At 68.3% G+C, this 25,181-nt stretch carries 17 protein-coding genes; 7 read left to right on the top strand and 10 right to left on the bottom strand.

Annotation, left to right across the window (positions count from 1 at the left end; translation table 11 throughout):
• Window positions 1-89: 89 nt before the first annotated feature.
• Together dxs and OHA88_RS14385 are read left to right on the top strand one after the other, a co-directional pair.
• A complete protein-coding gene (gene dxs, locus OHA88_RS14390; RefSeq protein WP_267000709.1) occupies window positions 90-2,018 on the top strand; it encodes a 1-deoxy-D-xylulose-5-phosphate synthase in 1,929 nt (642 codons plus the stop codon).
• Window positions 2,019-2,207: 189 nt separating this feature from the next.
• Window positions 2,208-3,719 carry an amino acid permease gene (locus OHA88_RS14385; RefSeq protein WP_328625814.1) on the top strand — a complete coding sequence of 504 codons (1,512 nt, stop codon included), beginning with the start codon at window positions 2,208-2,210 and terminating at the stop codon, window positions 3,717-3,719.
• A gap of 1 nt (window position 3,720) precedes the next feature.
• Here OHA88_RS14385 and OHA88_RS14380 read toward each other — a convergent pair whose 3' ends face one another.
• Window positions 3,721-4,128 carry an NTP pyrophosphohydrolase gene (locus OHA88_RS14380; protein WP_328625813.1) on the bottom strand — a complete coding sequence of 136 codons (408 nt, stop codon included), beginning with the start codon at window positions 4,126-4,128 and terminating at the stop codon, window positions 3,721-3,723.
• A gap of 38 nt (window positions 4,129-4,166) precedes the next feature.
• Window positions 4,167-5,267: an LCP family protein gene (locus OHA88_RS14375; RefSeq protein WP_328625812.1), complete on the bottom strand. Its 1,101-nt coding sequence runs from the start codon at window positions 5,265-5,267 to the stop codon at window positions 4,167-4,169.
• Between the two features lie 394 nt (window positions 5,268-5,661).
• Here OHA88_RS14375 and OHA88_RS14370 point away from each other — a divergent pair, with 394 nt between their 5' ends.
• From OHA88_RS14370 to OHA88_RS14355, 4 genes are all read left to right on the top strand, one after another.
• Complete coding sequence (locus tag OHA88_RS14370; RefSeq protein ID WP_328625811.1) at window positions 5,662-6,645, top strand: hypothetical protein; 984 nt, start codon at window positions 5,662-5,664, stop codon at window positions 6,643-6,645.
• Window positions 6,646-6,971: 326 nt separating this feature from the next.
• The gene (locus tag OHA88_RS14365; RefSeq protein ID WP_328625810.1) at window positions 6,972-10,763 is read left to right on the top strand and encodes a bifunctional glycosyltransferase/CDP-glycerol:glycerophosphate glycerophosphotransferase; all 3,792 of its coding nucleotides are present in this window, start codon (window positions 6,972-6,974) and stop codon (window positions 10,761-10,763) included.
• A complete protein-coding gene (locus tag OHA88_RS14360; RefSeq protein WP_328625809.1) occupies window positions 10,756-12,225 on the top strand; it encodes a hypothetical protein in 1,470 nt (489 codons plus the stop codon). The genes OHA88_RS14365 and OHA88_RS14360 overlap by 8 nt, the downstream gene beginning before the upstream one ends.
• 82 nt (window positions 12,226-12,307) lie before the next feature.
• Complete coding sequence (locus OHA88_RS14355) at window positions 12,308-13,810, top strand: hypothetical protein (protein WP_328625808.1); 1,503 nt, start codon at window positions 12,308-12,310, stop codon at window positions 13,808-13,810.
• A gap of 27 nt (window positions 13,811-13,837) precedes the next feature.
• On the opposite strand, the gene OHA88_RS14350 is transcribed toward OHA88_RS14355, so the two are convergent.
• The 6 genes from OHA88_RS14350 to OHA88_RS14325 all read right to left on the bottom strand — a co-directional run bounded on the left by OHA88_RS14350 (window position 13,838) and on the right by OHA88_RS14325 (window position 21,518).
• Window positions 13,838-14,761: an endonuclease/exonuclease/phosphatase family protein gene (locus OHA88_RS14350; RefSeq protein WP_328625807.1), complete on the bottom strand. Its 924-nt coding sequence runs from the start codon at window positions 14,759-14,761 to the stop codon at window positions 13,838-13,840.
• Window positions 14,762-14,900: 139 nt separating this feature from the next.
• The gene (locus OHA88_RS14345) at window positions 14,901-17,030 is read right to left on the bottom strand and encodes a 3-hydroxyacyl-CoA dehydrogenase NAD-binding domain-containing protein (protein ID WP_328625806.1); all 2,130 of its coding nucleotides are present in this window, start codon (window positions 17,028-17,030) and stop codon (window positions 14,901-14,903) included.
• Window positions 17,027-18,247: a thiolase family protein gene (locus OHA88_RS14340; protein WP_267000687.1), complete on the bottom strand. Its 1,221-nt coding sequence runs from the start codon at window positions 18,245-18,247 to the stop codon at window positions 17,027-17,029. Before OHA88_RS14340 ends, OHA88_RS14345 begins: the two co-directional genes overlap by 4 nt.
• Before the next feature lie 295 nt (window positions 18,248-18,542).
• Window positions 18,543-19,820: a ribonuclease D gene (locus OHA88_RS14335; protein WP_326626421.1), complete on the bottom strand. Its 1,278-nt coding sequence runs from the start codon at window positions 19,818-19,820 to the stop codon at window positions 18,543-18,545.
• A gap of 117 nt (window positions 19,821-19,937) precedes the next feature.
• Window positions 19,938-20,600 (bottom strand): helix-turn-helix transcriptional regulator, encoded by a 663-nt coding sequence (locus tag OHA88_RS14330; protein ID WP_024488613.1) that lies wholly within the window; start codon window positions 20,598-20,600, stop codon window positions 19,938-19,940.
• A gap of 258 nt (window positions 20,601-20,858) precedes the next feature.
• Window positions 20,859-21,518, bottom strand: coding sequence for a DUF3000 domain-containing protein (locus OHA88_RS14325; protein ID WP_030917737.1), 660 nt, complete (start codon window positions 21,516-21,518; stop codon window positions 20,859-20,861).
• Between the two features lie 92 nt (window positions 21,519-21,610).
• Between OHA88_RS14325 and hemE the strand changes: the two genes are divergently transcribed.
• Entirely contained in the window at window positions 21,611-22,684 is a 1,074-nt protein-coding gene (gene hemE, locus OHA88_RS14320) for a uroporphyrinogen decarboxylase (protein ID WP_328625805.1), read from the top strand.
• 58 nt (window positions 22,685-22,742) lie between these two features.
• Here the strand turns inward: hemE and OHA88_RS14315 are convergent, their stop codons facing one another.
• Complete coding sequence (locus OHA88_RS14315) at window positions 22,743-24,125, bottom strand: FAD-dependent oxidoreductase (protein ID WP_328625804.1); 1,383 nt, start codon at window positions 24,123-24,125, stop codon at window positions 22,743-22,745.
• Window positions 24,126-24,171: 46 nt separating this feature from the next.
• On the bottom strand, window positions 24,172-25,167 hold the full coding sequence (locus tag OHA88_RS14310; RefSeq protein ID WP_328625803.1) for a DUF4349 domain-containing protein: 996 nt from the start codon (window positions 25,165-25,167) through the stop codon (window positions 24,172-24,174).
• Between the last annotated feature and the right edge of the window lie 14 nt (window positions 25,168-25,181).

Here is a 25,181-nt window from a genome sequence, read left to right as displayed (position 1 = left end):
AAAGCACCTCCCGATGACCTCGGCCCGGGACGGAACATTAGACTCAGCGGACCGGCACGCTAGACCAGCTCAAACGCAAGGAGGCACGGGTGGCCCTGCTGACCCGCATCGGGGGACCGCGCGACCTGGACCGGCTCAGTCCTGAGCAGCTGGAACAGCTCGCCGAGGAGATCCGGACCTTCCTCGTCGAAGCAGTCTCGAAGACCGGCGGCCACCTCGGCCCCAACCTGGGTGTGGTCGAGCTGACCATCGCCCTGCACCGGGTCTTCGATTCGCCGAAGGACAAGGTGCTCTTCGACACCGGCCACCAGAGCTACGTACACAAGCTCCTCACCGGTCGCCAGGACTTCTCGAAGCTCAAGAGCAAGGGCGGCCTGTCCGGCTACCCCTCGCGCGCCGAGTCCGACCACGACATCATCGAGAACTCGCACGCCTCCACCGTCCTCGGCTGGGCCGACGGCCTCGCCAAGGCCAACGAGGTGCTCAAGAAGGACGACCACGTCGTCGCGGTCATCGGTGACGGCGCTCTCACCGGCGGTATGGCCTGGGAGGCGCTGAACAACATCGCCGCCGCCAAGGACCGCCCGCTCGTCATCGTCGTCAACGACAACGAGCGCTCCTACGCCCCGACCATCGGCGGCCTTGCCAACCACCTCGCCACCCTGCGCACCACCGACGGCTACGAGCGCTTCCTGGCCCGCGGCAAGGACATCCTGGAGCGCACTCCCGTCGTCGGGAAGCCGCTGTACGAGACGCTGCACGGCGCCAAGAAGGGGCTGAAGGACTTCATCGCCCCGCAGGGCATGTTCGAGGACCTCGGCCTGAAGTACGTAGGCCCGATCGACGGCCACGACATCGAGGCCCTGGAGTCCGCCCTGCAGCGGGCCAAGCGCTTCGGCGGGCCGGTCATCGTGCACTGCCTCACCGAGAAGGGCCGCGGCTACACCCCCGCCCTCCTCGACGAGGCCGACCGCTTCCACGCCGTCGGCAAGATCCACCCCGACACCGGTCTCCCCGTCGCCACCTCCGGCCTCGACTGGACCTCGGTCTTCGGCGAGGAGATGGTCAAGCTCGGCAAGGAGCGCAAGGACATCGTCGCGATCACCGCGGCCATGCTCCAGCCGGTCGGTCTCACCAAGTTCGAGAAGGAATTCCCGGACCGGATCTACGACGTCGGCATCGCGGAGCAGCACGGCGCGGTCTCCGCGGCGGGCCTGGCCACCGGCGGACTGCACCCCGTCTTCGCGGTGTATGCCACGTTCCTCAACCGGGCCTTCGACCAGGTGCTGATGGATGTCGCCCTGCACAAGTGCGGTGTCACGTTCGTCCTGGACCGGGCGGGAATCACCGGCACCGACGGCGCCTCGCACAACGGCATGTGGGACATGTCGATCCTGCAGTGCGTGCCCGACCTGCGGATCGCCGCCCCGCGCGACGCCGACCAGGTCCGTGCCCAGCTGCGCGAGGCCGTCGAGGTCGACGACGCCCCGACCGTGGTCCGCTTCTCCAAGGGTGCGGTCGGCCCGTCCGTGAAGGCCGTCGGCAGGGTCGGTGGCATGGACGTGCTCCGCAGGGCCGACACCGCCCGCCCGGACGTCCTCCTGGTCTCCGTGGGCGCGCTCGCCCCGATGTGCCTGGAGATCGCCGATCTGCTGGACGCCCAGGGCATCACGACGACGGTCGTCGACCCGCGCTGGGTCAAGCCGGTCGACGAGGCCATGGCCCCGCTCGCCGAACAGCACCGTGTCGTCGTCACCGTCGAGGACAACAGCCGGGCCGGCGGTGTCGGCTCCGCCGTCGCCCAGGCGCTGCGCGACGCCGGAGTCGACGTACCGCTGCGCGACTTCGGTATCCCGCCGCGCTTCCTCGACCACGCCTCCCGCAAGGAGGTCATGGCGGAGATCGGGCTGACCGCGCCGGACATCGCCCGTCAGGTCACCGGTCTCGTCTCCAAGCTGGACGGCCGCTACGACAGCGACGCCCGTACGCGCTCCGTGATCGAGCCCGCCCGGGACTGACTGGCCGACACGGACCCGTGCCCGCACGGGTCCGAACGAGCGACGAGCGATACGGCCGATGGGCCGGTCGGACCACCCTCTACGAGTGGTCCGACCGGCCCATTCGCGTGAAATCGCTCGACGTGGAGCCCTGCGCCCCCGGTGATGTCCCAATCATGGCGTTCACGACGAGTGCGTGGAGGTACGCCGGTGACTGCGCAGCAGGACACACCACCCACCAAAGGCGGGCTGTTCCGGACCAAGACGGTGGAACAGTCCATCCGTGACACCGAGGAGCCGGAGCACGCTCTCAAGAAGTCCCTCTCCGCGCTGGACCTCACCGTCTTCGGAGTGGGCGTCATCATCGGCACCGGCATCTTCGTCCTCACCGGCAAAGTGGCGAAGGAATCGGCTGGGCCCGCGACCGCACTCGCCTTCGTTGCCGCCGCCATCGTCTGCGCCCTGGCCGCGCTCTGTTACGCCGAGTTCGCCTCCACCGTTCCGGTCGCGGGATCCGCGTACACCTTCGCGTACGCCTCGCTCGGTGAACTGATCGCCTGGATCATCGGCTGGGACCTCGTGCTGGAATTCGCCCTGGGCACAGCGGTGGTGGCCGTCGGCTGGTCCGGCTACGTCCGCTCGCTGATGGACAACGTCGGCTGGGACATGCCCGACGTGATCGCCGGGCCGGATGCGGCAACAGGATTCGGCTTCGACATCCTGGCCTTCGTCCTGGTACTCGTCCTGACCGTCATCCTGGTGCTCGGCATGAAGCTCTCCGCCCGGGTCACGACCGTTGTGGTCGCCATCAAGGTGGCCGTCGTCCTGATCGTGATCATCGCGGGGCTCTTCTTCATCAAGGCCGCCAACTACTCACCCTTCATCCCGCCGGCTGAGCCGCAGACGTCCGGCTCGGGACTGAACGCGCCGCTGATCCAGCTGATGTTCGGCTACGCACCGACCAACTTCGGCGTCCTGGGCATCTTCACCGCCGCCTCCGTCGTCTTCTTCGCCTTCATCGGCTTCGATGTCGTGGCCACCGCTGCCGAGGAGACCAAGCTCCCGCAGCGCGACATGCCGCGGGGCATCCTCGCCTCGCTCTTCATCTGCACGGTGCTCTACGTCGCCGTGTCGCTGGTGGTCACCGGCATGCAGCACTACACCGAACTGTCCGTGAGCGCCCCGCTGGCCGACGCCTTCAAGGCCGTCGGGCACCCCTTCTACGCGGGCGTCATCAGCTTCGGAGCCGCGGTCGGCCTCACGACGGTGTGCATGATCCTGTTGCTGGGTCAGACCCGGGTGTTCTTCGCGATGAGCCGTGACGGGCTGCTTCCGCGGTTCTTCTCCAAGACGCACCCGAAGTTCGGCACCCCGTACCGCCCGACCGTCCTGCTCGGCGTGATCATCGCGATCGTGGCCGGTTTCACCAGCATCAACGAGCTGGCGACGCTGGTGAACATCGGCACGCTCTTCGCATTCGTGGTTGTCGCCCTGGGCGTTCTCGTGCTGCGCCGCACCCGTCCTGAGCTGCATCGCGCGTTCCGCACCCCGTGGGTGCCGCTGATCCCGATCCTCTCGGTGGCCGCCTCGGTGTGGCTGATGCTCAACCTGCCGGCGGAGACGTGGCTCCGGTTCGCCATCTGGATGGCCCTCGGGGTGATCATCTACTTCTCGTACGGGCGTCGGCACAGCCGCATCAAAGACGCCGTCGGCCGGCCGTAGGTCAGTCCTTGTGAGGCGGCAGCGGCCGTACGGTACGGGGGCCTGCGCACTTCGCCCCGTACGCCTCGACCCGCTGCCGCAGCTCCCGGTCGGCCGTCACCACGACACAGTCGCGGTCCGCAGGAGGGGCCGCCTCGGCGACGACGAGGTCGACGATCCGGTCGTCCCCACTGCCGGGCGCCGACTCCACCCGTACGCCCGGCACCGATGCGATGCCATGGGCCGCGCCCTCGACGACCAGCACCAGCTCGACGGGGCCGGGGTGCCCGGGCAGACCGGCCGCGGCGAACGGGACCAGGGAGTCCCGCAGCCGTTCGGCCGCCCCGCGCCGGTCCCGCCACCAGCCGTCCGGCACCGACCCGACCACATTGGCCGCGTCCACGATCACCAGGGTCCGTTCGGTCAGCATGCCAAAAGGGTGTCACGCACCGGCCGCCGCACGGCCCGTCAGCCGCCGGTGGCGGGGGACTTCTTCGCGGACTCCGGGATCGTGTCGTCCTTGCGGATCGCCTTCCAGAGGTCACCGGCCTGCGGCTGGGCGGCCACCACCCGGTTGGGGTCCTGCTTGTCGTACGCGACCGGAAGCATGATCGTTTCCATCGTGCTCGGGTCCACGCCGTTCATCGACCGGGCGAACTCCGCGAGGGACTTCAGCGAGGCGAGCCCGGAGTCGGTGGTCAGAGACTTGGTGGCCGAGTTGGCGATCTTGTACGAGTTCGTCGGACTGCCCAGCAGATCCTGCGACTTGACCTCACTCAGCAGCGCGAGGAGGAACTGCTGCTGGAGCCCGATCCGGCCCAGGTCGCTGCCGTCGCCGATGCCGTGCCGGGTGCGGACGTATGCGAGGGACTGGGTGCCGTCGAGCTTGTGCGGGCCTGCCGTGAGGTCGAGACCGGACGAAGTGTCGTGGATGTCCTGCGGGACATCGACCGTGACCCCGCCGATGGCGTCCACCAGGTCCTTGAACCCGGCGAAGTTGATCTCCAGGTAGTGGTCGATCCGGACCCCGGACATCTTCTCTACGGTCTTGACCACGCAGGCCGGACCGACCTGCGAGTAGACGGAGTTGAACATCACGCGGTTCGCGGACGGCGTCTTCGAGCCGTCGGCCTTGGTGCACTCGGGCCGGGTGACGAGGGTGTCGCGCGGAATGGACACGGCGACGGCCTGCTGCCGGCCCTCGGGTATGTGCACCACCATCGCGGTGTCGGACCGTGCGCCGCTGACGCTGCCGCCGCCCCCCAGCTCCTTGTTCTCGGCACCGGCACGTGAGTCGGAGCCGAGCACGAGCAGATTCTGACCGCTGGTGGGCAGCTTCTCCGGGCGGTCGTCCCCGAGCGCCTTGTTGATGTCGACGCCCTTGATGTTCCCGTCGAGGCTGCTGTACAGCCACCAGAAGGTGCCACCGGCGGCGAGGAGCAGCACGAGCAGGATGCCGAGGGTGATCTTCAGGCCGCGGCGACGCTTTCGGTCCTTCTTGCGGCCCTGCTGCGTAGTTCCTGCTCGTCGGGAGGCGCGCGGGCCCGGGGGCATGGCGTCGTGGCTCATCCTGCTCGAGTCCCTTGTCTCGTCGCCCGGTAGGGCTGGGTGGGGTGGACTCGGGTGGGGGGAGGGGCCGGTCCGTCTTTTCCTGGTGACTGTGCACTATAGACAGTCCATCGGATGTGCGTACGAGTGACGTGAAGCTGTGTGTGGTGGACCGGCGACTTCCGGATCTCGGAGGGGCTTCGTTGTGACAGGCCACAGCTTTGGAACGCCTTTGGATACGGGGGTTTAAGATGTGGCAGATTCGAAATATTGCGCGAGTCGTCGGATGTCAGTTCTGGAAGGTGGCTGCAGACCCATGCTGGAGCACGGCACTCGTGAGACTTCAAGGGCTTCCGCCGGCTCTCGTGCGCTTCGGGGCGCATGGCTCACCCGGGGCAAAGATGGCCGGCTCACGGTGTACGCCTCGGCCGAGGGCGGTCTGCAGCGATGGACCGAGCAGCGCCCCGGTGGTCCGAGGTGGACCGGTCCCGAGTTCATCGCGGCGCCGCATCTGACCGACCTGTCCCTCGTGCAGGACAGCAACGGCTATGTGCATTTCATCGCCCGTCGCGAGCGGCGTGCTGCCGGCAAGTCGGCGGTGGTCGATATCACGTATGCCATCCAGTACCAGACGGGCCGTCCGGTCTCGCAGTGGCGCTCCCTCGGCAACCCGCACAAGGATGCGGAATCGGCCCGTGGGATCGGCGTGCCGGTCGGCGTGGTGACGCCGTCGGGCGTAGTGCACATCTGTCTGCCGAACGGTCGTGGCGGTCTTGCTCTCCGCCGTGAGCAGCCCGACGGCAAATGGCGGGCCTGGGAGGACCTCGGGGGCAGCGGCATCGAGTCCGCTCCGGCGATCGTCGCTCTCTCGACGGACCACGTCGAGATCTTCGCGTCGACGCAGCTGGGTACGGCGCACTGGGGCCAGCAGAAGCCCGGCGGGCCGTGGGGCGAAGCGCAGCCCTCACGGTTCGCGGTGTGCCCCGGCACGGCGGCCGGTCTGGAGACGGGTCCCGACCGGGCCACCTACTACTGGACCGACCCCGCAGGCCTCGGTGTGGTGGCGTACCGGGCCGGAGGATGGCCCATGCCGCTCGGTGGGGCTCCGGGCGACGGTCCCCATTCGACGGTGCGCGCGTTCGTGGACGGCTATGACTGCACCTTGCTGGCTCACCGGGGGGCGAACGGCACAGCGGTGATCGGTGTGGGAGTGACCGAGGGCGAGAGCAACGGCATGTGGTGGTCGGACACCGGAATGTCCTGTTCGGGTACGCCGGCGCTGGCTGAGGACGTCTTCGGCAGGGTGGTCATGGCCGTGATCGACGGCAGTGGGGAACCTCGAGTGGCCCGGCAGACGGACGGCCCGGGACTGACGCTCGCGGAGTGGCAGACCCTCTGAGAAGAGCCGACCGGCCTCTCTTTCACGCTCAGTAGGCAATCTGCGGCGCATTCATGACGCCCCGTAAGGGTTGTACGGGGAACGCCATGACTTCAATCACTCTCAGATGTCCAGAGTGTTTCGTGGGCCCTTACGGAACCTGCGCGTTGACATCCTTTAATGTTCACTTAAGATTTGCGTCTGACGCAACAGTTTCAAGAGTTGAGCGACCAGTGGTCGGTTCGGTCCGACCGTGGGCCCCCCATGGCTCGGCGAAGGCGGTGCGCAGAGTTGGATATTGGTGGCGGCGCTGGCGCGCTCCGCTGCCGTGAACTGGAGTGTGAAGCATGGTCGACGGGCCGCGACTGAGTGTCATCGTCCCGTTTCAGGATGTTGAGATCTATCTTGCAGAGTGCCTGGAGTCCATCGCACGCCAGACGTTCCGTGAGTTCGAAGTCATCATGGTTGATGACGGCTCGACCGATCAGTCCACCCAGATCGCTCAGGAATTCTGCGCACGGGACCCCCGCTTTCGGGTGATACGCCAGGAGTCGCACGGTCCCGGCCACGCTCGCAATACCGGTCTTCGCGCCATGCATCCGGCAGGTGAGTTCCTGGTCTTCGCCGATGGTGACGACGTCATTCCGGAATACGCCTACGAGTTGCTCATCCGCACCCTCACGGAGTCCGGTTCGGATTTCGTTTCGGGCAATGTCCAGATGATGAACTCCACCACGAAGTGGCAGTCTCCCCTTCACAAGGGGCCGATGCAGCGCGACCGCCGTGGAACACACATCACCCGGTTCGAGGCGCTGATCTACGACCGAACCGTCTGGAACAAGGTGTTCCGCCGCTCTTTCTGGGACTATCACTTCATTCAGTTCCCCGAAGGAGTCATGTACGAGGACTCCTGGGTGAACATGTTCGCCCACTTCCGGGCGCAGAAGGTCGATGTCATCACCGACATCGTGTACTTCTGGCGCCGCCGGGAAGGCGGAGCCGCCCCTTCGATCACCCAGCGGCACACCGAGCTCAGCAATCTGCGCGACCGGGTCGCCGCCGTGCAGTCCGTGAGCCGCTTCCTCGGGCAGCACCGGTCGCGGTCGTTCAGGGACCACAAGCGCAAGTACGACCTCGCCTGCCTCAAGTCGGACCTCATGCTCCATCTGAAGGTGCTTCCCGACGCCGACGAGGAATATCGCGATGCCTTCATGCACTGGGCCCAGGAGTTTCTGGGCGAGGCGGACGAGGACATCATCGAAGAACTTCCGGCGGACGCCCGCATCAAGTGGCTCCTCGTCCACCAGGGGCAGCTCGATGAACTGCTCGACGTCATCGAGTTCGAGCGCAAGGGCGGACCGCTTCCGGTACGCCGCCGACTGCACCGGTACCTGAACTATCCGCATCTGGGGAACCGCAAAACGGGTCTCTACAAGCGTGACTACCGGCTCGACAAGGAACTGTCGCCCTACAGCTCGGCCACCGGGGTGCAGTGGAACGGCGAGTGGCTGACGCTGACCGGTTCCGCCTATGTGCGCTTCATCAATGTGCACAAGCGGCACATGTCAACGAAAATGCTGGCACTGCGCAACAAGAAGACCGGAAGCACCCTCGTCAACCTGGCCAAAACAACGTATTACCCCCAGGCGACCGAGCATTCCAACCAGAACCGCTACTGCTACGACTGGGCGGGCTTCGAGAGCCGCTTCGACACCACCCGGCTGAAAAAGAAGGGTGAGTGGGTCGAGGGAACCTGGGATGTCGCAGCCGGTGTGTTCAGCCGCGGGCTGTTCCGCTACAAGAGCATCGGCCGCGGTGGCGCCGGCACGGCGGCCAACCCGCCGTACCGGTATGTCGACAAGAACACCCGTATCGTCCCGTTGTTCGTGCAGGGCAGTCTGAAGCTCCGGGTGGAGGTCGTCCGGTGTCGCATCACGAGGCACCGTGTCGTCGGCGAGCATCTGGAGATCGGCGGCGTCTATCTCGGTCCGAAGGTTCCTGAGTGGGGCAAGTTCCGCGTCACCAGCATGAATGGTGCGGGCCGCCATGATTCCTGGCTGAGTTTCCAGCCCGGCGGCGACGGCTGGTGCACCTTCGTCACCCGTGTCCCACTGGCCAACGTGGTGCCCGGCTCGCGGGCCACGGGCGATGCGGTGCCGCAGGCGTGGACCATGGGCAGCAACGGCTGGAAGGTCACCGTGCACATGGAGGGGCGCAAGGCGCCGCTCTACCCGGTGATGGCCGAGGAGACCCAGGACGGCCACTACCGCATGCCGGCTTCTCTGCAGACAGAGGATGGCGACCGCGAGATCGTCGTTCACCGGAACGGTTCCGGTTATGTGGTGCTGTTCGAGCGCGCTGCCCTGCCCCTCCTCTCGGACGGTGCCTGGCTCGAGGACGGCGCACTGGAGCTCATCTGCGGCTACTCCTGTGCCGACCTGCTCGGTCCTGCCGAACGGGTCGCCGCCCACGTGGTCGTCCGCTCCCGTGCTCATGGCGCCGAACGGGCCGTGCCGATCCAGTGGGACGGAAACAGGTTCCGCTGTGTCCTCACCCCCGCCGCGATGAGGACGCTGGCGGGCGCCATCCCTCTCGCCGCGGGCCGCTGGGACTTCTTCCTGCGTCGTCAGGACCCCTCCGTCGTGGCCCCGGACGACCGCTCACCGGACCTCATGATCAAGATCGAGCAGGAGCTCATCGAGTCCATGCCCCAGAACATGGAGCAGGGCGACCGAGGATACGAACTCCAGGCCGAGGCCTACGACAGGCTCTCGCTGCTCGTGCAGTCCGCGATGCCCGAGGAGGCCCGGGGGCCGTATCGGCAGAAGCTGCTCCGGACCAGGACGTACCCACAGGCGCGGCGTCAGGACATTCGGCCGGCGGTGCTCTTCGATGCTTTCAAGGGAACGCAGTACTCGGACAGTCCCCGGGCGGTGCACGAGGAGATGGTCCGGCGCGGGGTCGCACTGGAGCATCTCTGGGTGGTGCGCGACGACCAGGTCGAGGTGCCTCCGACCGCGAGACCCGTGCGCATGTGGTCGCCGGAGTGGTACGAGGCCCTGGCGACCTCGCGCTATGTGGTCGCCAACAACCACCTCCCGGACTGGTTCCAGAAGCGCCCGGATCAGGTCGTCGTCCAGACCTGGCACGGAACGCCGCTCAAGCGCATCGGCCATGACATCGAATCGGTGCATTTCGCGGACCAGCGGTATCTGGAGCGGGTCGAGAAAGAAGTCCAGAACTGGGACATGCTCATATCGCCCAACAGCTTCTCCACTCCGATCCTTCAGAGGGCCTTCAGGTTCCCCGGCGAAATGGTCGAGTGCGGCTACCCGCGCAACGACATCCTGAGACGTCATGACACAGGCCGAAGGGCCATGGAGATCCGTCGGCGCATCGGGCTGCCGCCGGGCAAGCGCGTCATCATGTACGCCCCCACATGGCGCGACGACCAGTTCTACGCACCCGGGAAGTACAAGTTCGACTTCCGTATCGATCTCGACGACGCGCGGGAGCGGCTCGGCGCGGATCATGTGCTGATGGTGCGTCGCCATCCGAATGTGGTGGACCCGGTTCCGGGCGCCGGGGACGGCTTCGTCTACGACGTCTCCGACTATCCGGACATGGCCGACCTGTCGCTCATCGCCGATGTGATGATCACGGACTACTCGTCCCTGATGTTCGACTTCGTCAACACAGGGCGTCCGATCCTGTTCTTCACCTACGACCTGGACCACTACCGCGACACGCTGCGTGGTTTCTATTTCGACTTCGAGGCGAGCGCCCCGGGTCCGCTGGTCTTCGAATCCGACGAGCTGATTTCCGCGATCCGGGACGTCGACCGGATCCAGGAGGACTACGCAGACCGCTATCGCTGGTTCCAGCAGGAGTTCTGTGACCTGGACGACGGCTACGCCTCGGCCAGGCTCGCCGACCGGATTCTGATCGCCGGCGGAGACCTGGACGCTGCGCAGGCGATGGCACCGGCCGTCGGGACGGTGACGCCTTACAGCTCCGGCTACAACTCCGCCCAGGCGAGGGAGCGGGCCCTCCACGGCCGCGCCGTGGTGCCCCGGCAGCTGATGAGCAGCGCTACAGCCGAGCCGTACAGGCAGGAAGTGGATTCCGTACATGTCTAACGCAGCCCCGAACGGGCGTGCCGTGCTCAGCGGTGTCGAAGCCTCCGGGTCCGTTCCCCTCGAGTACAGGTTCTCCCACGCGAAGAACGGAAACCGGCATCTCGTCGTCGTTTTCGCGAATCTCAATGCCCCCGGTGAATGGGGATGGGCGAACGGAGTGCTCGACAAGACCCGCGCCAACATCCTTTGGATCCGTGACCAGTTCGACGGCGAGAACAGCTACTACCTGTGCAAGGGGATGGACTTCTCGCTGGAGAGGTCCGTCATCGAACTCATCTCGCGCGTCATGAACGCACTTGCTCTGACACCTGACGACTGCACCATGTTCGGCAGCTCGAAGGGCGGCACGGCAGCGCTGTACTTCGGATTGAAGTACGGCTTCCGCAACGTGGTGGCGAGTGTGCCCCAGTTCAGGATCGGCACTTTCGTCAAGGAATCGATGCCGGGTGCGGCCCGGTTGATGATGGGCGAGGTGACGGACGAGAAGGTGCACATCCTCGACTCCGTGCTCCCAGACGTAGTGCGGGCTGGGACGTATCGCGATGCAAATGTCTATCTGATCTCGTCACCCCAGGACGAGCAGTACACGCGCCATGTCGAACCCTTCCTCGGACTTTTCCAGGGATACACGAACTTCAATTTCATCTACAACGACTCTCCCCTGATCGCGAGTCACGGAAAAGTCACCCTGCGGAATCTCCCGACCATGATGGGGCTTCTGAATCTCCTCGTCGACGGAATCACTCCGCGCATAGGCGTGGTCAGCAACGGCCAGGAGCAGCCGGAGCGCGACACGTCCGCCATCGACGCCTATCTCTCGTCCACCTCCCAGATGCGCGGCGATACGTTCCCGGCACCCGTGGTCTCGACGCCGGTGCCCCATCAGGAGTTGCCGGGCAATGCCGTCCATTTCGCCGGAAGCGCCCCGGGTGCTGTACGCGTCAGCATGTGGGAGAACGGCAAGTACCTCGGCTCGCCGCAGGTGCTCCCCGACGGCAGCTGGAGCTGGGCACCGGAGAAGACCTGGGCCAGGGGGAAGCACGTCATCAGGCTCTTCGCAGTGGACGCCAACAAGTTTCATAGCGCGCGCACCGAAGTGGTCTTCACCGCCCTGGACCCCGCTTTCGCACCGACACCGAGTCTGCCGGCCGCGCCGGTCGTGACCTCCCCGGTGGCCCACCAACAGGTGGTGGGTGCGACGGTCGGATTCATGGGGTACGCGCAGGGCGCCGCTCAGGTGTCCTTCCGCGAGAACGGCACACCCCTGGGTGTGGCGCCGGTCAGGCCCGACGGAAGCTGGTCCTGGGAGGCAGGCTGGGCCTGGCCCGAAGGCCCGCACAATGTCGAGTACGTTGCGGTGGATGTGGCCGGCAACGAGTCCCCGCGGAGCCTGCTCCCCTTCACCGTGGTGAACGCGTTTGCGGTGCCGGCAAACGCCTCGTACGTCGAGAGGCGTTACTGACGCCGCCGCTCGCACCGTGTGGAGGCGTGCCGAGCGCGCCGATGCCGTGTGAGGATCCCCACGAGATCGGAGTTCCCGAACCATGTCCAACGCACCCTCCGGCGGCGCCCCGCACAGTGGCATCGAAGCCTCCGGGAAGTACCCGGTTCAGTACAGGTTCGCCCATGCGAAGAAGGGCAGCCAGCACCTGGTGGTCGTCTTCGCCAACTTTGCCGCGCCCGACGACTACGGGTGGTCGAACGGGGTCTTCGACAATCTCCGGTCCAACATCCTGTGGATCCGAGACCAGTTCGACGGCCAGAACAGCTACTACCTGTGCAAGGGGATGGACTTCGAACTGGAGCGGTCCGTCATCACGCTCATATCCAATGTGATGAACTCGCTGGGCCTCACCCCCGATCAGTGCACCATGTGGGGCGGCTCCAAGGGCGGAAGCGCGGCGCTCTACTTCGGCCTGAAGTACGGCTTCCGGAACATTGTGTCGATCGTCCCGCAGTTCATGATCGGCACCTATCTGGAGAAGCACCCGTCGGTCGCGGAGTTCATGATGGGCCAGGTCACGGAGATGAACATCCGCGTCCTCGACAATGCGATCCCCGACCTGGTCCGCGCCGGGGCGAACCGCGGAGCCAACATCTACGTGCTCTCCTCGCCGCAGGACGAGCAGTACCCGGTGCAGGTCGAGCCGTTCCTCGGCCTCTTCAACGGCTACGAAAACTTCAACTTCATCTTCAGCGACTCTCCCTTCATCTCCGATCACACCCAGGTGACCAGGAGAAACGTGCCCATGCTCATGGGACTCATCAACTTCCTCATCGACGGCATGGCACCGCGCCTCGGCTACGTCGGCAATGGCCATGAGCAGCCCGACGCCGACAGGTCCGCCATCGACGGCTACCTGAAGGCGACATCCCAGGTGCGCTCGTCGTTCCCCGCCCCGATGGTCTTCACCCCGTCGCCCGGCCAGCAGGTCCACACGCCGACGGTCGGATTCAGCGGCTCAGCGCCGGGCGCTGTGCGGGTGAGTATCTGGGAGCACGGAAAGTTCCTGGGCTCGCCCAAGGCCGCGCCCGACGGCAGCTGGTCCTGGGAGCTGGGTAGGCCCTGGTCCAAGGGGCAGCATGACGTCCGCATCTTCGCGGTGGACACCACCGGCTTCGCCTCACCCGCGACCGAGGTCGCCTTCACCGTCCAGGCGCAGGGCTCCCCGTCCCCGGGCCTGCACGCGGCATCCGGCGGACAGCTCCCGGTGCAGCAGACGGTCAACCCCTCGGCCCCGGCCCCTGTCATCTCGGTACCGGCTCCCGGTCAGCAGGTGCCGGGCCCGGTCATCGGCCTCATGGGGTATGCGCAGGGCGCGGTGCACGTGGAGTTCGTGGAGGAGGGCATGCCGCTCGGCATGGCACCCGTGGCCCCGGACAGCAGCTGGTCGTGGGAATCGGGCTGGTCCTGGACCGAGGGGCCGCACACCGTGGAGTGCTATGCGGTAGACATGGGCGGCAACAAGTCCCAGCGGACCGCGGTCACGTTCAGTGTGGTGAGCGCCTACGCCTCACCGGCCCCGGCGCAGCACCTCGGCTACTGACGCGCAGCAGGGCGACCGGCCTCTTCGTCAGCGGGCCCTGACTCCCATGACCAGCGCCAGGTGGTCCGAGGCCGCGGTCGCCTGTACCGAGCAATGCGTTCGCGGCAATGCGGTGAACAGGTAGTCCACCTTGTGCCCGGTGAGATGAGTGGCCCGGCCGCTGCGCGAGGAGGCCGTCTCCTGGTCGCACTCCCGGTAGCCGCGGTACATGTCGTACGGCCAGATCCAGCTGTCCTGGCTCCCGGCCGAAGGCGGCGCGCTGTTCAGATCCCCGCCGAACACCGTGCGCGAGTCCGCCGCGCCCACCAGCGACGAGAGCTGGTCGTCACGGTATTCCCAGTCCGGGTGCGCCCGATCGCTGCCGGGCAGAGTCAGGTGCGCATTGCACACCTGGACGCCGTGGGAGGCGACCGTGGCACAGAGGATGCCCCTGCGCAGTCCGACGGCCGGTTGCCGCGAGGGCACCACCGCGACACGGGACAGCGGCGACGAGGCGAGGATCGCGAAGCCCGCCTGTCCCTGACGCCGCTCTGCGCACCGGACCTCTGTCTGCCGCCCCCGGGCGTCGCGGTAGGCGTACGTCCGGAAGGTGCTGCGCCACCCGTTGCCCAGTTCCTTCCGCGCCGAGGCGAGATCCCCGGCACAGACCTCCTGCAGCATGATCACCTGCGCGCCGTCGACAGTGGCCAGCCGCTTCAGCGCCTGGAGTTTCTGCCGACTGCTCCCGGTGTCCTGGCAGTTCCATTGCCGTACGTCGCACATGTTCCAGGTCGCGATCCGCAACTCTCCCGGTACGGCGTCCGACAGGGGTGCGTGAGTGGCGCCGGGGCGGCCGGACAGCGTGACCACGACGAGAGCGACCAGGGCCGCGGCCATCAGGGTCAGCCATGGGGTCCGTGAGCGCGGTGCGGCGGCGGAGACCTTCGTCAGTATCCCGGGACGACGCGGCATGACGCGGCCTCTCCCTCTGTCCGGATTCTTCCAGCCCGGACGCTTCGTCGGCCCGAACGCGAACGGACCGTACGGGACATGATCCCGTACGGTCCATCCGGTCCTACGACCGGCCTGTCACGCAGGCAGGCCTGCCAACTTACGCCGGAACGCTCGCCACGCCCTGCGCCAGGAACTTCTTGCCGTTCACCCGCTCCGAGACGCCCTCACGGTCCAGGTACGGCGTGATGCCGCCCAGGTGGAAGGGCCAGCCCGCACCGGTGATCAGGCAGAGGTCGATGTCCTGGGCCTCGGCGACGACGCCCTCGTCCAGCATCAGACCGATCTCCTGCGCGACCGCGTCCAGGACGCGGTCGCGGACCTGCTCCTCGGACAGGACGACATCGCCCTGCTTGAGGAGAGCGGCGACCTCCGGGTCGAGCTCCGGCTTGCCGGAGTCGTATACGTAGAAGCCGCGCTTGCCGGCCTTGACGACCGCCGCGAGGTTCTCGGAGACGGTGAAACGCTCCGGGAAGGCGCGGTTCAGGGTCTCGGACACGTGCAGACCGATGGCCGGGCCGACCAGCTCGAGGAGGACCAGCGGGGACATCGGCAGGCCGAGCGGCTCGATCGCCTTCTCGGCGACCTCGACCGGGGTGCCCTCGTCGATGACGTTCTGGATCTCGCCCATGAAGCGGGTGAGGATGCGGTTGACGACGAACGCCGGGGCGTCCTTCACCAGCACCGCGGTCTTCTTCAGCTTCCGCGCCACACCGAACGCCGTGGCCAGCGAGGCGTCGTCGGTCTTCTCGCCGCGCACGATCTCCAGCAGCGGGAGGATCGCGACCGGGTTGAAGAAGTGGAAGCCGACGACCCGCTCCGGGTGCTGCAGCTTCGACGCCATCTCGGTGACCGAGAGGGACGAGGTGTTGGTGGCGAGGATCGCGTGCGCCGGGGCGACCGCCTCGACCTCCGCGAACACCTGCTGCTTGACGCCGATCTCCTCGAAGACGGCCTCGATGATGAAGTCGGCGTCGGAGAAGCCCTCGGCCTTGTCCAGCACACCGGAGACCAGGGCCTTGAGGCGGTTGGCCTTGTCCTGGTTGATCCGGCCCTTGCCCAGCAGCTTCTCGATCTCGGCGTGGACGTAGCCCACACCCTTGTCGACGCGCTCCTGGTCGATGTCGGTCAGGACGACCGGCACCTCCAGGCGGCGCAGGAAGAGCAGAGCCAGCTGCGAGGCCATCAGACCGGCGCCGACGACGCCGACCTTGGTGACCGGGCGGGCCAGGTTCTTGTCCGGGGCACCGGCCGGGCGCTTGGCGCGCTTCTGGACCAGGTTGAAGGCGTAGATCCCGGAGCGCAGCTCGCCACCCATGATCAGGTCCGCGAGGGCCTGGTCCTCGGCGTCGAAGCCGGCGCTCAGGTCGCCGTCCTTCGCCGCGGCGATGATCTCCAGCGCGCGGTATGCGGCCGGGGCGGCGCCGTGCACCTTCGAGTCGGCGATGGCCTTGCCACGGGCGACGGCCTGGTCCCAGGCGTCACCGCGGTCGACCTCGGGACGCTCCACCGTGAGCGTGCCGTTCAGCACGTTCGCGGTCCAGATCAGCGACTGCTCCAGGAAGTCCGCGCCTTCGAAGAGGGCATCGGCGATCCCGAGCTCGAAGACCTGCTTGCCCTTGAGCTGACGGTTCTGGTTCAGCGAGTTCTCGATGATCACCGAGACCGCGCGGTCGGCGCCGATCAGGTTCGGCAGCAGGGCGCAGCCGCCCCAGCCGGGGACCAGACCGAGGAAGACCTCGGGCAGCGAGAACGCGGGCAGCGCCTTGGAGACGGTGCGGTACGAACAGTGCAGACCGACCTCGACACCGCCGCCCATCGCCGCGCCGTTGTAGTACGCGAACGTCGGGACCGCGAGGCCGGAGAGGCGACGGAAGACGTCGTGGCCGCCCTTGCCGATGGCGAGCGCGTCGTCGTGGTTCTTCAGCAGCTCGACGCCCTTGAGGTCGGCGCCGACCGCGAAGATGAACGGCTTGCCGGTGATGCCGATACCGGCGATCGCACCCTCGGCGGCCTCCTTCTCGACCTGGTCGATGGCGGCGTTCAGGTTCGCCAGCGACTGCGGTCCGAAGGTGGTCGGCTTGGTGTGGTCCAGGCCGTTGTCCAGCGTGATGAGGGCGAACCTGCCCGCGCCCGCCGGCAGGTCGAGGTGGCGCACGTGCGCCTGCGTGACGACCTCGCCCGGGAACAGCTCGGCTGCGCCCTTCAGAAGCTCAGTGGTGGAGCTCACTTGTTGCCTCCGTCGAAGTTCGGGTTCTCCCAGATGACCGTCGCGCCCATGCCGAAGCCGACGCACATGGTGGTCAGGCCGTAGCGAACCTGCGGCTGCTCCTCGAACTGACGGGCCAGCTGCGTCATCAGACGCACACCGGAGGAGGCCAGCGGGTGACCGTACGCAATGGCGCCGCCGTACTGGTTGACGCGCGCGTCGTCGTCGGCGATGCCGTAGTGCTCGAGGAAGGCGAGCACCTGGACGGCGAACGCCTCGTTGATCTCGAACAGGCCGATGTCACCGATCGACAGACCGGCCTTGGCGAGGGCCTTCTCCGTCGACGGGATCGGGCCGTACCCCATGACCTCGGGCTCGACACCGGCGAAGGCGTACGAGACGAGGCGCATCTTGACCGGGAGGCCGAGCTCGCGGGCGACGTCCTCGGCGGCGAGCAGCGAGGCGGTGGCGCCGTCGTTGAGACCCGCGGCGTTACCGGCGGTGACGCGGCCGTGGGGGCGGAACGGGGTCTTCAGACCGGCCAGGGACTCCAGCGTGGTACCCGGACGCATCGGCTCGTCGGCGGTGACCAGGCCCCAGCCCGTCTCGCCTGCCTCGGCGTTGGTGCGGCGCACGGAGACCGGCACCAGGTCCTGCTGGATCTTGCCGTTGGCGTACGCCTTGGCGGCCTTCTCCTGCGAGCGGACCGCGTACTCGTCGGCGCGGAGCTTGGTGATCTGCGGGTACCGGTCGTGCAGGTTCTCCGCGGTCATGCCCATGAACAGGGCGGACTCGTCGACCAGCTTCTCCGATACGAAGCGCGGGTTCGGGTCGACGCCCTCGCCCATCGGGTGGCGGCCCATGTGCTCGACGCCACCGGCGACAACGACGTCGTACGCGCCGAAGGCGATGGAACCGGCCGTCGACGTGACGGCGGTCAGGGCGCCCGCACACATGCGGTCGATGGAGTAACCGGGGACGGACTGCGGCAGACCGGCCAGGATTCCGGCGGTCCGGCCCAGCGTCAGGCCCTGGTCGCCGATCTGGGTGGTCGCGGCGATGGCGACCTCGTCGATACGGGCCGGGTCCAGGTCCGGGTTGCGGCGCAGCAGCTCCCGGATGGCCTTCACGACGAGATCGTCGGCGCGGGTCTCGTGGTAGATGCCCTTCGGGCCCGCTTTGCCGAACGGGGTGCGGACGCCGTCGACGAAGACGACGTCCCGGATGGTACGAGGCACGATGGCTCTCCTCCAGGGTGCGGGATGGCACTGCTGCGCGGCACGCCCGGAAGCGCGCCGCCACCATCATGCTACTTGCGGGTAACCAGACTGCCCACCCCCCACGGCGGGAGCGGCGAACGTCACATGCCGGGGCGGGGACAAGCTGGCGCGATTCCGATCGTCCCCGACCGCCCTGCGGCCGCACTCAGGCAGACGAAAACGCCCCCGGCCGGTCGGCCGAAGGCGTTTTCGTCGCACGACGTCGTGGAGCGTCGTCCAGGGAAAGCCGTGCGGAAAGGGGAGGTGCGAGGGGTCAGGCGGTCGCCGACGTCAGGGCGCGCAGCAGGAGCGGCGCGACCTGTTCGATCTGCCAGCGCCGGGCCCCGTACGTGGTGAGTGCGTCCTCGACCGCGTCCGGTGTCGGGTTCTTCGGCGGCTCCCAGCAGACCCGGCGCACGGTGTCCGGCGTGATCAGGTTCTCCTGCGGCATGTGCAGCCGCTCGGCCAGCTCCGACACCGCGGCGCGGGCCGCCGAGAGCCGGGCGGCGGCCGCCGGGTCCTTGTCCGCCCAGGAGCGCGGCGGCGGCGGGCCCAGGAGGGGCTGGCCGGGCTGCGGGAGCTCGGCCTCGGGGAGCGCCTTGGCCCGGTCGATGGCCGCCTGCCACTGCTCCAGCTGACGCCGGCCCATGCGGTGGCCGAAGCCCGGGAGGGTGGTCAGCGCCTGGGTGTTCGGCGGGAGGGAGAGGGCCGCCTCGATGATCGCGCCGTCACCGAGGACCTTGCCGGGCGAGATGTCCCGGCGCTGCGCGACCTGGTCACGGGCGTTCCACAGCTCCCGTACGACCGCCATCTGACGGCGGCGACGCACCTTGTGCATACCGGACGTGCGGCGCCACGGGTCCTTGCGCGGGGGAGCGGGCGGTGCCGAGGCGATCGCGTCGAACTCCTCCTGCGCCCACTCCAGCTTGCCCTGCCGTTCGAGCTCCTCCTCCAGGGCGTTGCGCAGATCGATCAGCAGCTCGACATCGAGCGCGGCGTAGCGCAGCCAGGGGTCGGGCAGCGGGCGGGTGGACCAGTCGACGGCGGAGTGCCCCTTCTCCAGCGCGTAGCCGAGCACGTTCTCGACCATCGCGCCGAGGCCGACCCGCGGGAAGCCCGCCAGCCGTCCGGCGAGCTCCGTGTCGAAGAGTTCGGTGGGAGTCATCCCTATTTCGCGCAGGCAGGGCAGGTCCTGGGTGGCGGCGTGCAGGATCCACTCGCTGCCGCGCAGCGCCTCGCCGAGCGACGTCAGGTCGGGGCAGCCGACCGGGTCGATCAGGGCGCTGCCCGCGCCGTCACGCCGCAGCTGTACGAGATAGGCGCGCTGGCCGTAGCGGTAGCCGGATGCGCGCTCGGCATCGACGGCGACGGGGCCGGTGCCCGCGGCGAAAGCCGCGACCACCCGGGCGAGGGCGTCGTCGGAGGCCACCACCGGGGGAATGCCCTCGCGAGGTTCGAGCAAGGGGATCGGCGCCGGGGCGACGTCGTCCGGGGGAGCGCCCCCGGTGGTTCGCAGTGAAGTGTCTGCTGCGGTCTCTTGGGCGTCGGTCACGTGTCAAGGGTATCTGTGTATGCACGGCGCCCGTCGACGGAACGTTCCGTCGACGGGCGCCGATGAATGTAAACCAGCCGGTCCGCAACGTTCTGTCGGCCGGCCGGGGTGTGCGGGTCAGTGGATGATGCCCGTGCGCAGGGCCACGGCGACCATTCCGGCGCGGTCTCCGGTGCCGAGCTTGCGGGCGATACGGGCGAGGTGGCTCTTGACGGTCAGGGCGGACAGCCCCATGGAGACACCGATGGCCTTGTTGGACTGCCCTTCGGCGACCAGCCGGAGGACCTCCACCTCGCGGCCGGACAGTTCGCGGTAGCCGCCCGGGTGGCTCGGGGTGCCGGGGGGCCGGCGGTGCATACGGGCGGCATTGGCGCCGATGGGAGCGACGCCGGGGCGGGTGGGGTGGCCGATATTGGTGCGTGTGCCGGTGACGACATAGCCCTTCACGCCGCCCGCGAGGGCGTTGCGTACGGCGCCGATGTCATCGGCGGCGGAGAGGGCGAGGCCGTTCGGCCAGCCGGCGGCTCGGGTTTCGGACAGCAGGGTCAGCCCGGAACCGTCGGGCAGATGGACGTCGGCAACACAGATGTCGCGCGGGTTGCCGACGCGGGGACGGGCCTCCGCGATGGACGACGCCTCGATGACGTCACGTACTCCGAGTGCCCACAGATGGCGGGTGACGGTGGAACGGACGCGCGGGTCGGCCACGACGACCATGGCCGTCGGCTTGTTCGGGCGGTAGGCGACCAGGCTTGCGGGCTGCTCGAGGAGAACGGACACCAGGCCTCCTGGGGAGTGGCGGGACGGGCCGGCTCGGGGATGAAGCCGGGGCGAACCGTGCTTGAAGGGTCATTGACCTCTTCGGCAGCAGACCCGTCCTCCTTTAGAGGAAGATCACGATTTAGTGAGTAACAATTCGGGCAAATCGGACGGGCGATCGATTGTACGAAAAAAATGCCGGTAATCGAGTGAAGCTTGTGGCGGATTGTTGCCGATATGTTTCGGGCTGCACCAAAGGTGTAGTGGCGAAAGGGCCGACTACGGAACCTGCGGGCCGCGCCGCTGAGGCAGCGTCACCACCGCCGCGTCGGCCGGACCCGACGGCGGCAGACCGGCGATCTGGCACAGCAGATCCCCCCACGCCACCAGATGCGCCGCCGTGTCCGGCGCCCCACCCCGCCCCTCGCGCGGGGTCCAGGACGCCCGGATCTCGATCTGCGTCGCCGGGCGCCGCTCGGACAGCGCACCGAAGTAGTGCGAACCTGCCCGGGTGACCGTGCCGCCCGCCTCCCCGTACGACAGGCCGCGCGCCTCCAGCGCACCGGTCAGCCAGGACCAGCACACCTCCGGCAGCAGCGGGTCGGAAGCCATCTCCGGCTCCAGCTCGGCGCGGACCAGCGTCACCAGACGGAACGTGCCGTGCCAGGCTTCGTGCCCGGCCGGATCGTGGAGCAGCACAAGGCGGCCGTCCGCGAGATCGTCCTCGCCGTCGACGACCGCCGCCTCCACGGCGTACGCGTACGGAGCGAGACGCTGAGGCGGCCGAGTCGGCTCCACTTCCAGCTCGGGGCGGAGCCGCGCCGAGCGCAATGCTTCCACCGCCGACCGGAACGCGGGCGGGACGGAACTGCCCTCCGCACTGTCCTTGCTGTCAGCGCCATCGGATTGTTCGGAAAATTGTCCCTGAGCCGGAGCCATGCGGGGAAGAGTAGGCGGAACCAGAGCCTCGTGCAGGGAGGGACACCCTGCGCGGACCCGGCTCCTTACCGCTTCGTGCGAAGATTCTGTGCGTGAGTGCCAACGATCGCCCCTCGGGCCAGCAGACGAAGACCTCCGCCACCCATGAGTCGGCGTTCCTGAAGGCATGCCGCCGCGAGCCGGTGCCGCACACGCCGGTCTGGTTCATGCGTCAGGCAGGGCGGTCGCTGCCCGAGTACCTCAAGGTGCGCGAGGGCATCGCCATGCTCGACTCCTGCATGATGCCGGAGCTGGTCACCGAGATCACGCTGCAGCCCGTCCGCCGCCACAAGGTCGACGCGGCGATCTACTTCAGCGACATCGTCGTCCCGCTCAAGGCCATCGGGATCGACCTCGACATCAAGCCCGGTGTCGGCCCGGTCATCGCCGACCCGATCCGGACCCGCGCCGATCTGGCCCGGCTGCGGGACCTCACGCCGGAGGACGTCCACTACGTCACCGAAGCCATCGGCATGCTCACCGCCGAGCTCGGCCCGACGCCGCTCATCGGATTCGCCGGTGCGCCGTTCACTCTCGCGAGCTACCTCGTGGAGGGCGGTCCGTCCCGCAACCACGAGCGCACCAAGGCCATGATGTACGGCGAGCCGGAGCTCTGGGCCGAGCTCCTCGACCGGCTGGCCGAGATCACCGGTGCGTTCCTGAAGGTGCAGATCGAGGCGGGCGCCTCGGCCGTGCAGCTCTTCGACTCCTGGGTCGGCGCGCTCGCCCCCGCCGACTACCGCCGCTCCGTGATGCCGGCCTCCGCGAAGGTCTTCGACGCCGTCGCCCCGTACGGTGTCCCGCGCATCCACTTCGGTGTCGGCACCGGTGAGCTGCTCGGGCTGATGGGCGAGGCGGGCGCGGATGTCGTCGGCGTTGACTGGCGGGTCCCGATGGACGAGGGCGCGCGCCGGGTCGGACCCGGCAAGGCGCTTCAGGGCAACCTCGACCCGGCGGTGCTGTTCGCGCCGACGGCGACGGTGGAGGCGAAAGCGCGCGAGGTGCTGGACGCGGCCGCCGGTCTGGAGGGCCATGTCTTCAACCTGGGGCACGGTGTGATGCCGACGACCGACCCGGACGCGCTGACGCGGCTCGTCGAGTACGTACACACGCAGACCGCTCGCTGAGGCCTGTCCCGCGCCTCGGGGCGCCCGTACCGGCAACGCCGGCGGTGCCGGATGAACGTCAGGCGGTGCCCGCCTGCCGTACCGCCGTCACCGCCTTCCGCGCCGCCACCAGAACGGGGTCCCAGACCGGCGAGAAGGGCGGGGCGTACCCGAGGTCGAGCGCCGTCATCTGTTCCACCGTCATCCCTGCGGTGAGCGCGACCGCGGCGATGTCCACCCGCTTCGCCGCCCCGTCCCGGCCCACGATCTGCACCCCGAGCAGCCGGCCCGTGCGGTACTCCGCGAGCATCTTCACCGTCATCGGCTGGGCGCCCGGGTAGTAACCTGCCCGGCCCGTCGACTCGATGGTCGCCGTGACGAACCGCAGCCCCACCGCGCGGGCGTCCTTCTCGCGCAGCCCCGTCCGGGCGATCTCCAGATCGCAGACCTTGCTGACCGCGGTACCCACCACCCCCGGGAACGTCCCGTAGCCGCCGCCGACATTGGCCCCGATGATCTGGCCGTGTTTGTTGGCATGGGTGCCCAGCGCGATATGGCGGGTGCGGCCCGCCACCAGGTCGAGAACCTCCACGCAGTCGCCGCCCGCCCAGATGTTGTCGTGTCCGACGACCCGCATCGACAGATCGGTGAGCAGACCGCCGTGCGGGCCGACCGGCAGGCCGGCCGCGCGGGCCAGCGTCGTCTCCGGTTCGACACCGATGCCGAGCACCACCACATCCGCCGGGTGGCTCGCGTCGTTCGAGGCGACCGCGGTCACGCGGCCGTCCGCTCCGGTGAGGATCTTGGTGACCTCGGCCCGGTTCACCGTCGTGATGCCCAACCCGTCCATCGCGTCGTGGACCAGGCGCCCCATGTCGGGGTCGAGCGTCGCCATCGGCTGCTCGCCGCGGTTGAGGACCGTCACCTCGAATCCGCGCTTCAGCAGCGCCTCCGCCATCTCGACACCGATGTATCCGGCGCCGACGACGACCGCGCGCCGCCCCGGCGCCCGGTCCAGGGAGTCGAGCAGACCCTGGCCGTCGTCCAGGGTCTGCACGCCGTGCACCCCCGCCGCGTCCATGCCGGGCAGGGCCGGACGCACCGGCCGGGCCCCCGTCGCGATCACCAGCTTGTCGAAGCCGGTCCAGTAGGTCTCCCCGCTCTCCCGGTCGAGCGCCCGCACCCGCTGCCCGGCGACATCGATCTCCGTCACCTCGGTGCGCATCCGCAGGTCGATGGCGCGGGCCCGGTGCTCCTCGGGCGAACGGGCGATGAGGTCGTCCCGTTCCGTCACGTCGCCGCTGACCCAGTACGGGATCCCGCAGGCGGAGTACGAGGTGAAGTGGCCCCGCTCGAAGGCGACGATGCTCAGCTCCTCCGGTCCCTTGAGCCTGCGGGCCTGGGACGCGGCGGACATGCCCGCCGCGTCCGCGCCGATGACCACCAGTCGCTCCGCTGTCATGCCGGGTCCCTTCGAGCGTCAACTCCGAAGGTCCACGCTACGACGCTCAGGGGGCGGGCGGAGCCTGCGGTGCTGCGGGAGCCTGCTCGTCAGGCCGGGACGCCTGGGGCTCCTGCGGCACCCGGCGTCGGGCGAGCCAGGTGCGCAGCAGCCGTCCGAGCAGCAGCAGCCCCGCTGCCGCGGCCAGGAACGGCGCTGCCGCCCCCACGGCCATCGCGATCCACCGCACCATCGTCACGAACGCGTGCCATCCGCCGCCGAGCGCGTCCAGGAACCCCGGATCGTCGTCGTCCTTGCTGTTCGACGGGGACTCCGGCTCGGAGAGGCTGAGTGTGATAGTCGCCAGGGTGGTGCGGTCCTTCAGCGACTCCTGCTGGGCGAGGAGCGACTCCAGCTCGGCCTGACGGTTGCTCAGTTCCCCTTCCAGAGTGACCACATCGGCGAGCTTGTCGGCCCGGTCCATCAGCTTCCGCACCCGGGTGACGCTCGCCCGCTGGGTGGCTATCCGGCTCTCCACGTCGACGACCTGATCGGTGACGTCCTTCGCCGTCGTCGTCCGGGACAGCAGCTTCCCGCCACCCGCCAGCTCCTGCAGCACGGCGTCGTAATCGGCCTGCGGCACCCGCAGCACGATGTGCGACTCCTCATGCGTGGCGTCGAGCCGTTGGGTGGACTCGCTCGCCACCAGACCGCCCGCACTCTCCACCGCCGCTCGGGCGGCCGCGACCGCCTTCGGCACACTCTTCACCTCGACGGAGAGCGAGGCCTTGCGGATGACATGGGGGGCGGACAGCGCGGAGGGCTTCTTCTTCTCCGCCGAGCTGCTCCCGGCGGATCCCTGGTCCGCCGCCCCGGCGGCCGCGTCGCCGCGTTCCGCGCGCGGGGCCGCGTACTTGCCGTCTGCCGCTGCGCTCTTGCTGCTGTCCGAGCTGTCGCCCGCCCCGCAGCCGCTCAGCGTGAGGAGTGCGGCGAGCGTCCCGGCGGCGAGGCCCGCGCGCAAGCGGTGGGCGGACGAGCGGTCCGGGTGGCGTCCTGGCTGCATAACTGCTCCCCCTG

The organism is Streptomyces sp. NBC_00353, assembly GCF_036108815.1.
Lineage (GTDB): Bacteria > Actinomycetota > Actinomycetes > Streptomycetales > Streptomycetaceae > Streptomyces.
This window is presented reverse-complemented; position numbering and strand designations above follow the sequence as displayed.

Bases quoted from the DNA above. Each gene is read 5' to 3' on its own strand.
- OHA88_RS14325 (WP_030917737.1), bottom strand. From the start codon at position 21,518: ATGGCTCCGGCTCAGGGACAATTTTCCGAACAATCCGATGGCGCTGAC.
- OHA88_RS14315 (WP_328625804.1), bottom strand. From the start codon at position 24,125: ATGACAGCGGAGCGACTGGTGGTCATCGGCGCGGACGCGGCGGGCATG.
- OHA88_RS14355 (WP_328625808.1), top strand. From the start codon at position 12,308: ATGTCCAACGCACCCTCCGGCGGCGCCCCGCACAGTGGCATCGAAGCC.
- OHA88_RS14375 (WP_328625812.1), bottom strand. From the start codon at position 5,267: ATGAGCCACGACGCCATGCCCCCGGGCCCGCGCGCCTCCCGACGAGCA.
- OHA88_RS14380 (WP_328625813.1), bottom strand. From the start codon at position 4,128: ATGCTGACCGAACGGACCCTGGTGATCGTGGACGCGGCCAATGTGGTC.
- OHA88_RS14365 (WP_328625810.1), top strand. From the start codon at position 6,972: ATGGTCGACGGGCCGCGACTGAGTGTCATCGTCCCGTTTCAGGATGTT.
- OHA88_RS14350 (WP_328625807.1), bottom strand. From the start codon at position 14,761: ATGCCGCGTCGTCCCGGGATACTGACGAAGGTCTCCGCCGCCGCACCG.
- OHA88_RS14360 (WP_328625809.1), top strand. From the start codon at position 10,756: ATGTCTAACGCAGCCCCGAACGGGCGTGCCGTGCTCAGCGGTGTCGAA.
- OHA88_RS14310 (WP_328625803.1), bottom strand. From the start codon at position 25,167: ATGCAGCCAGGACGCCACCCGGACCGCTCGTCCGCCCACCGCTTGCGC.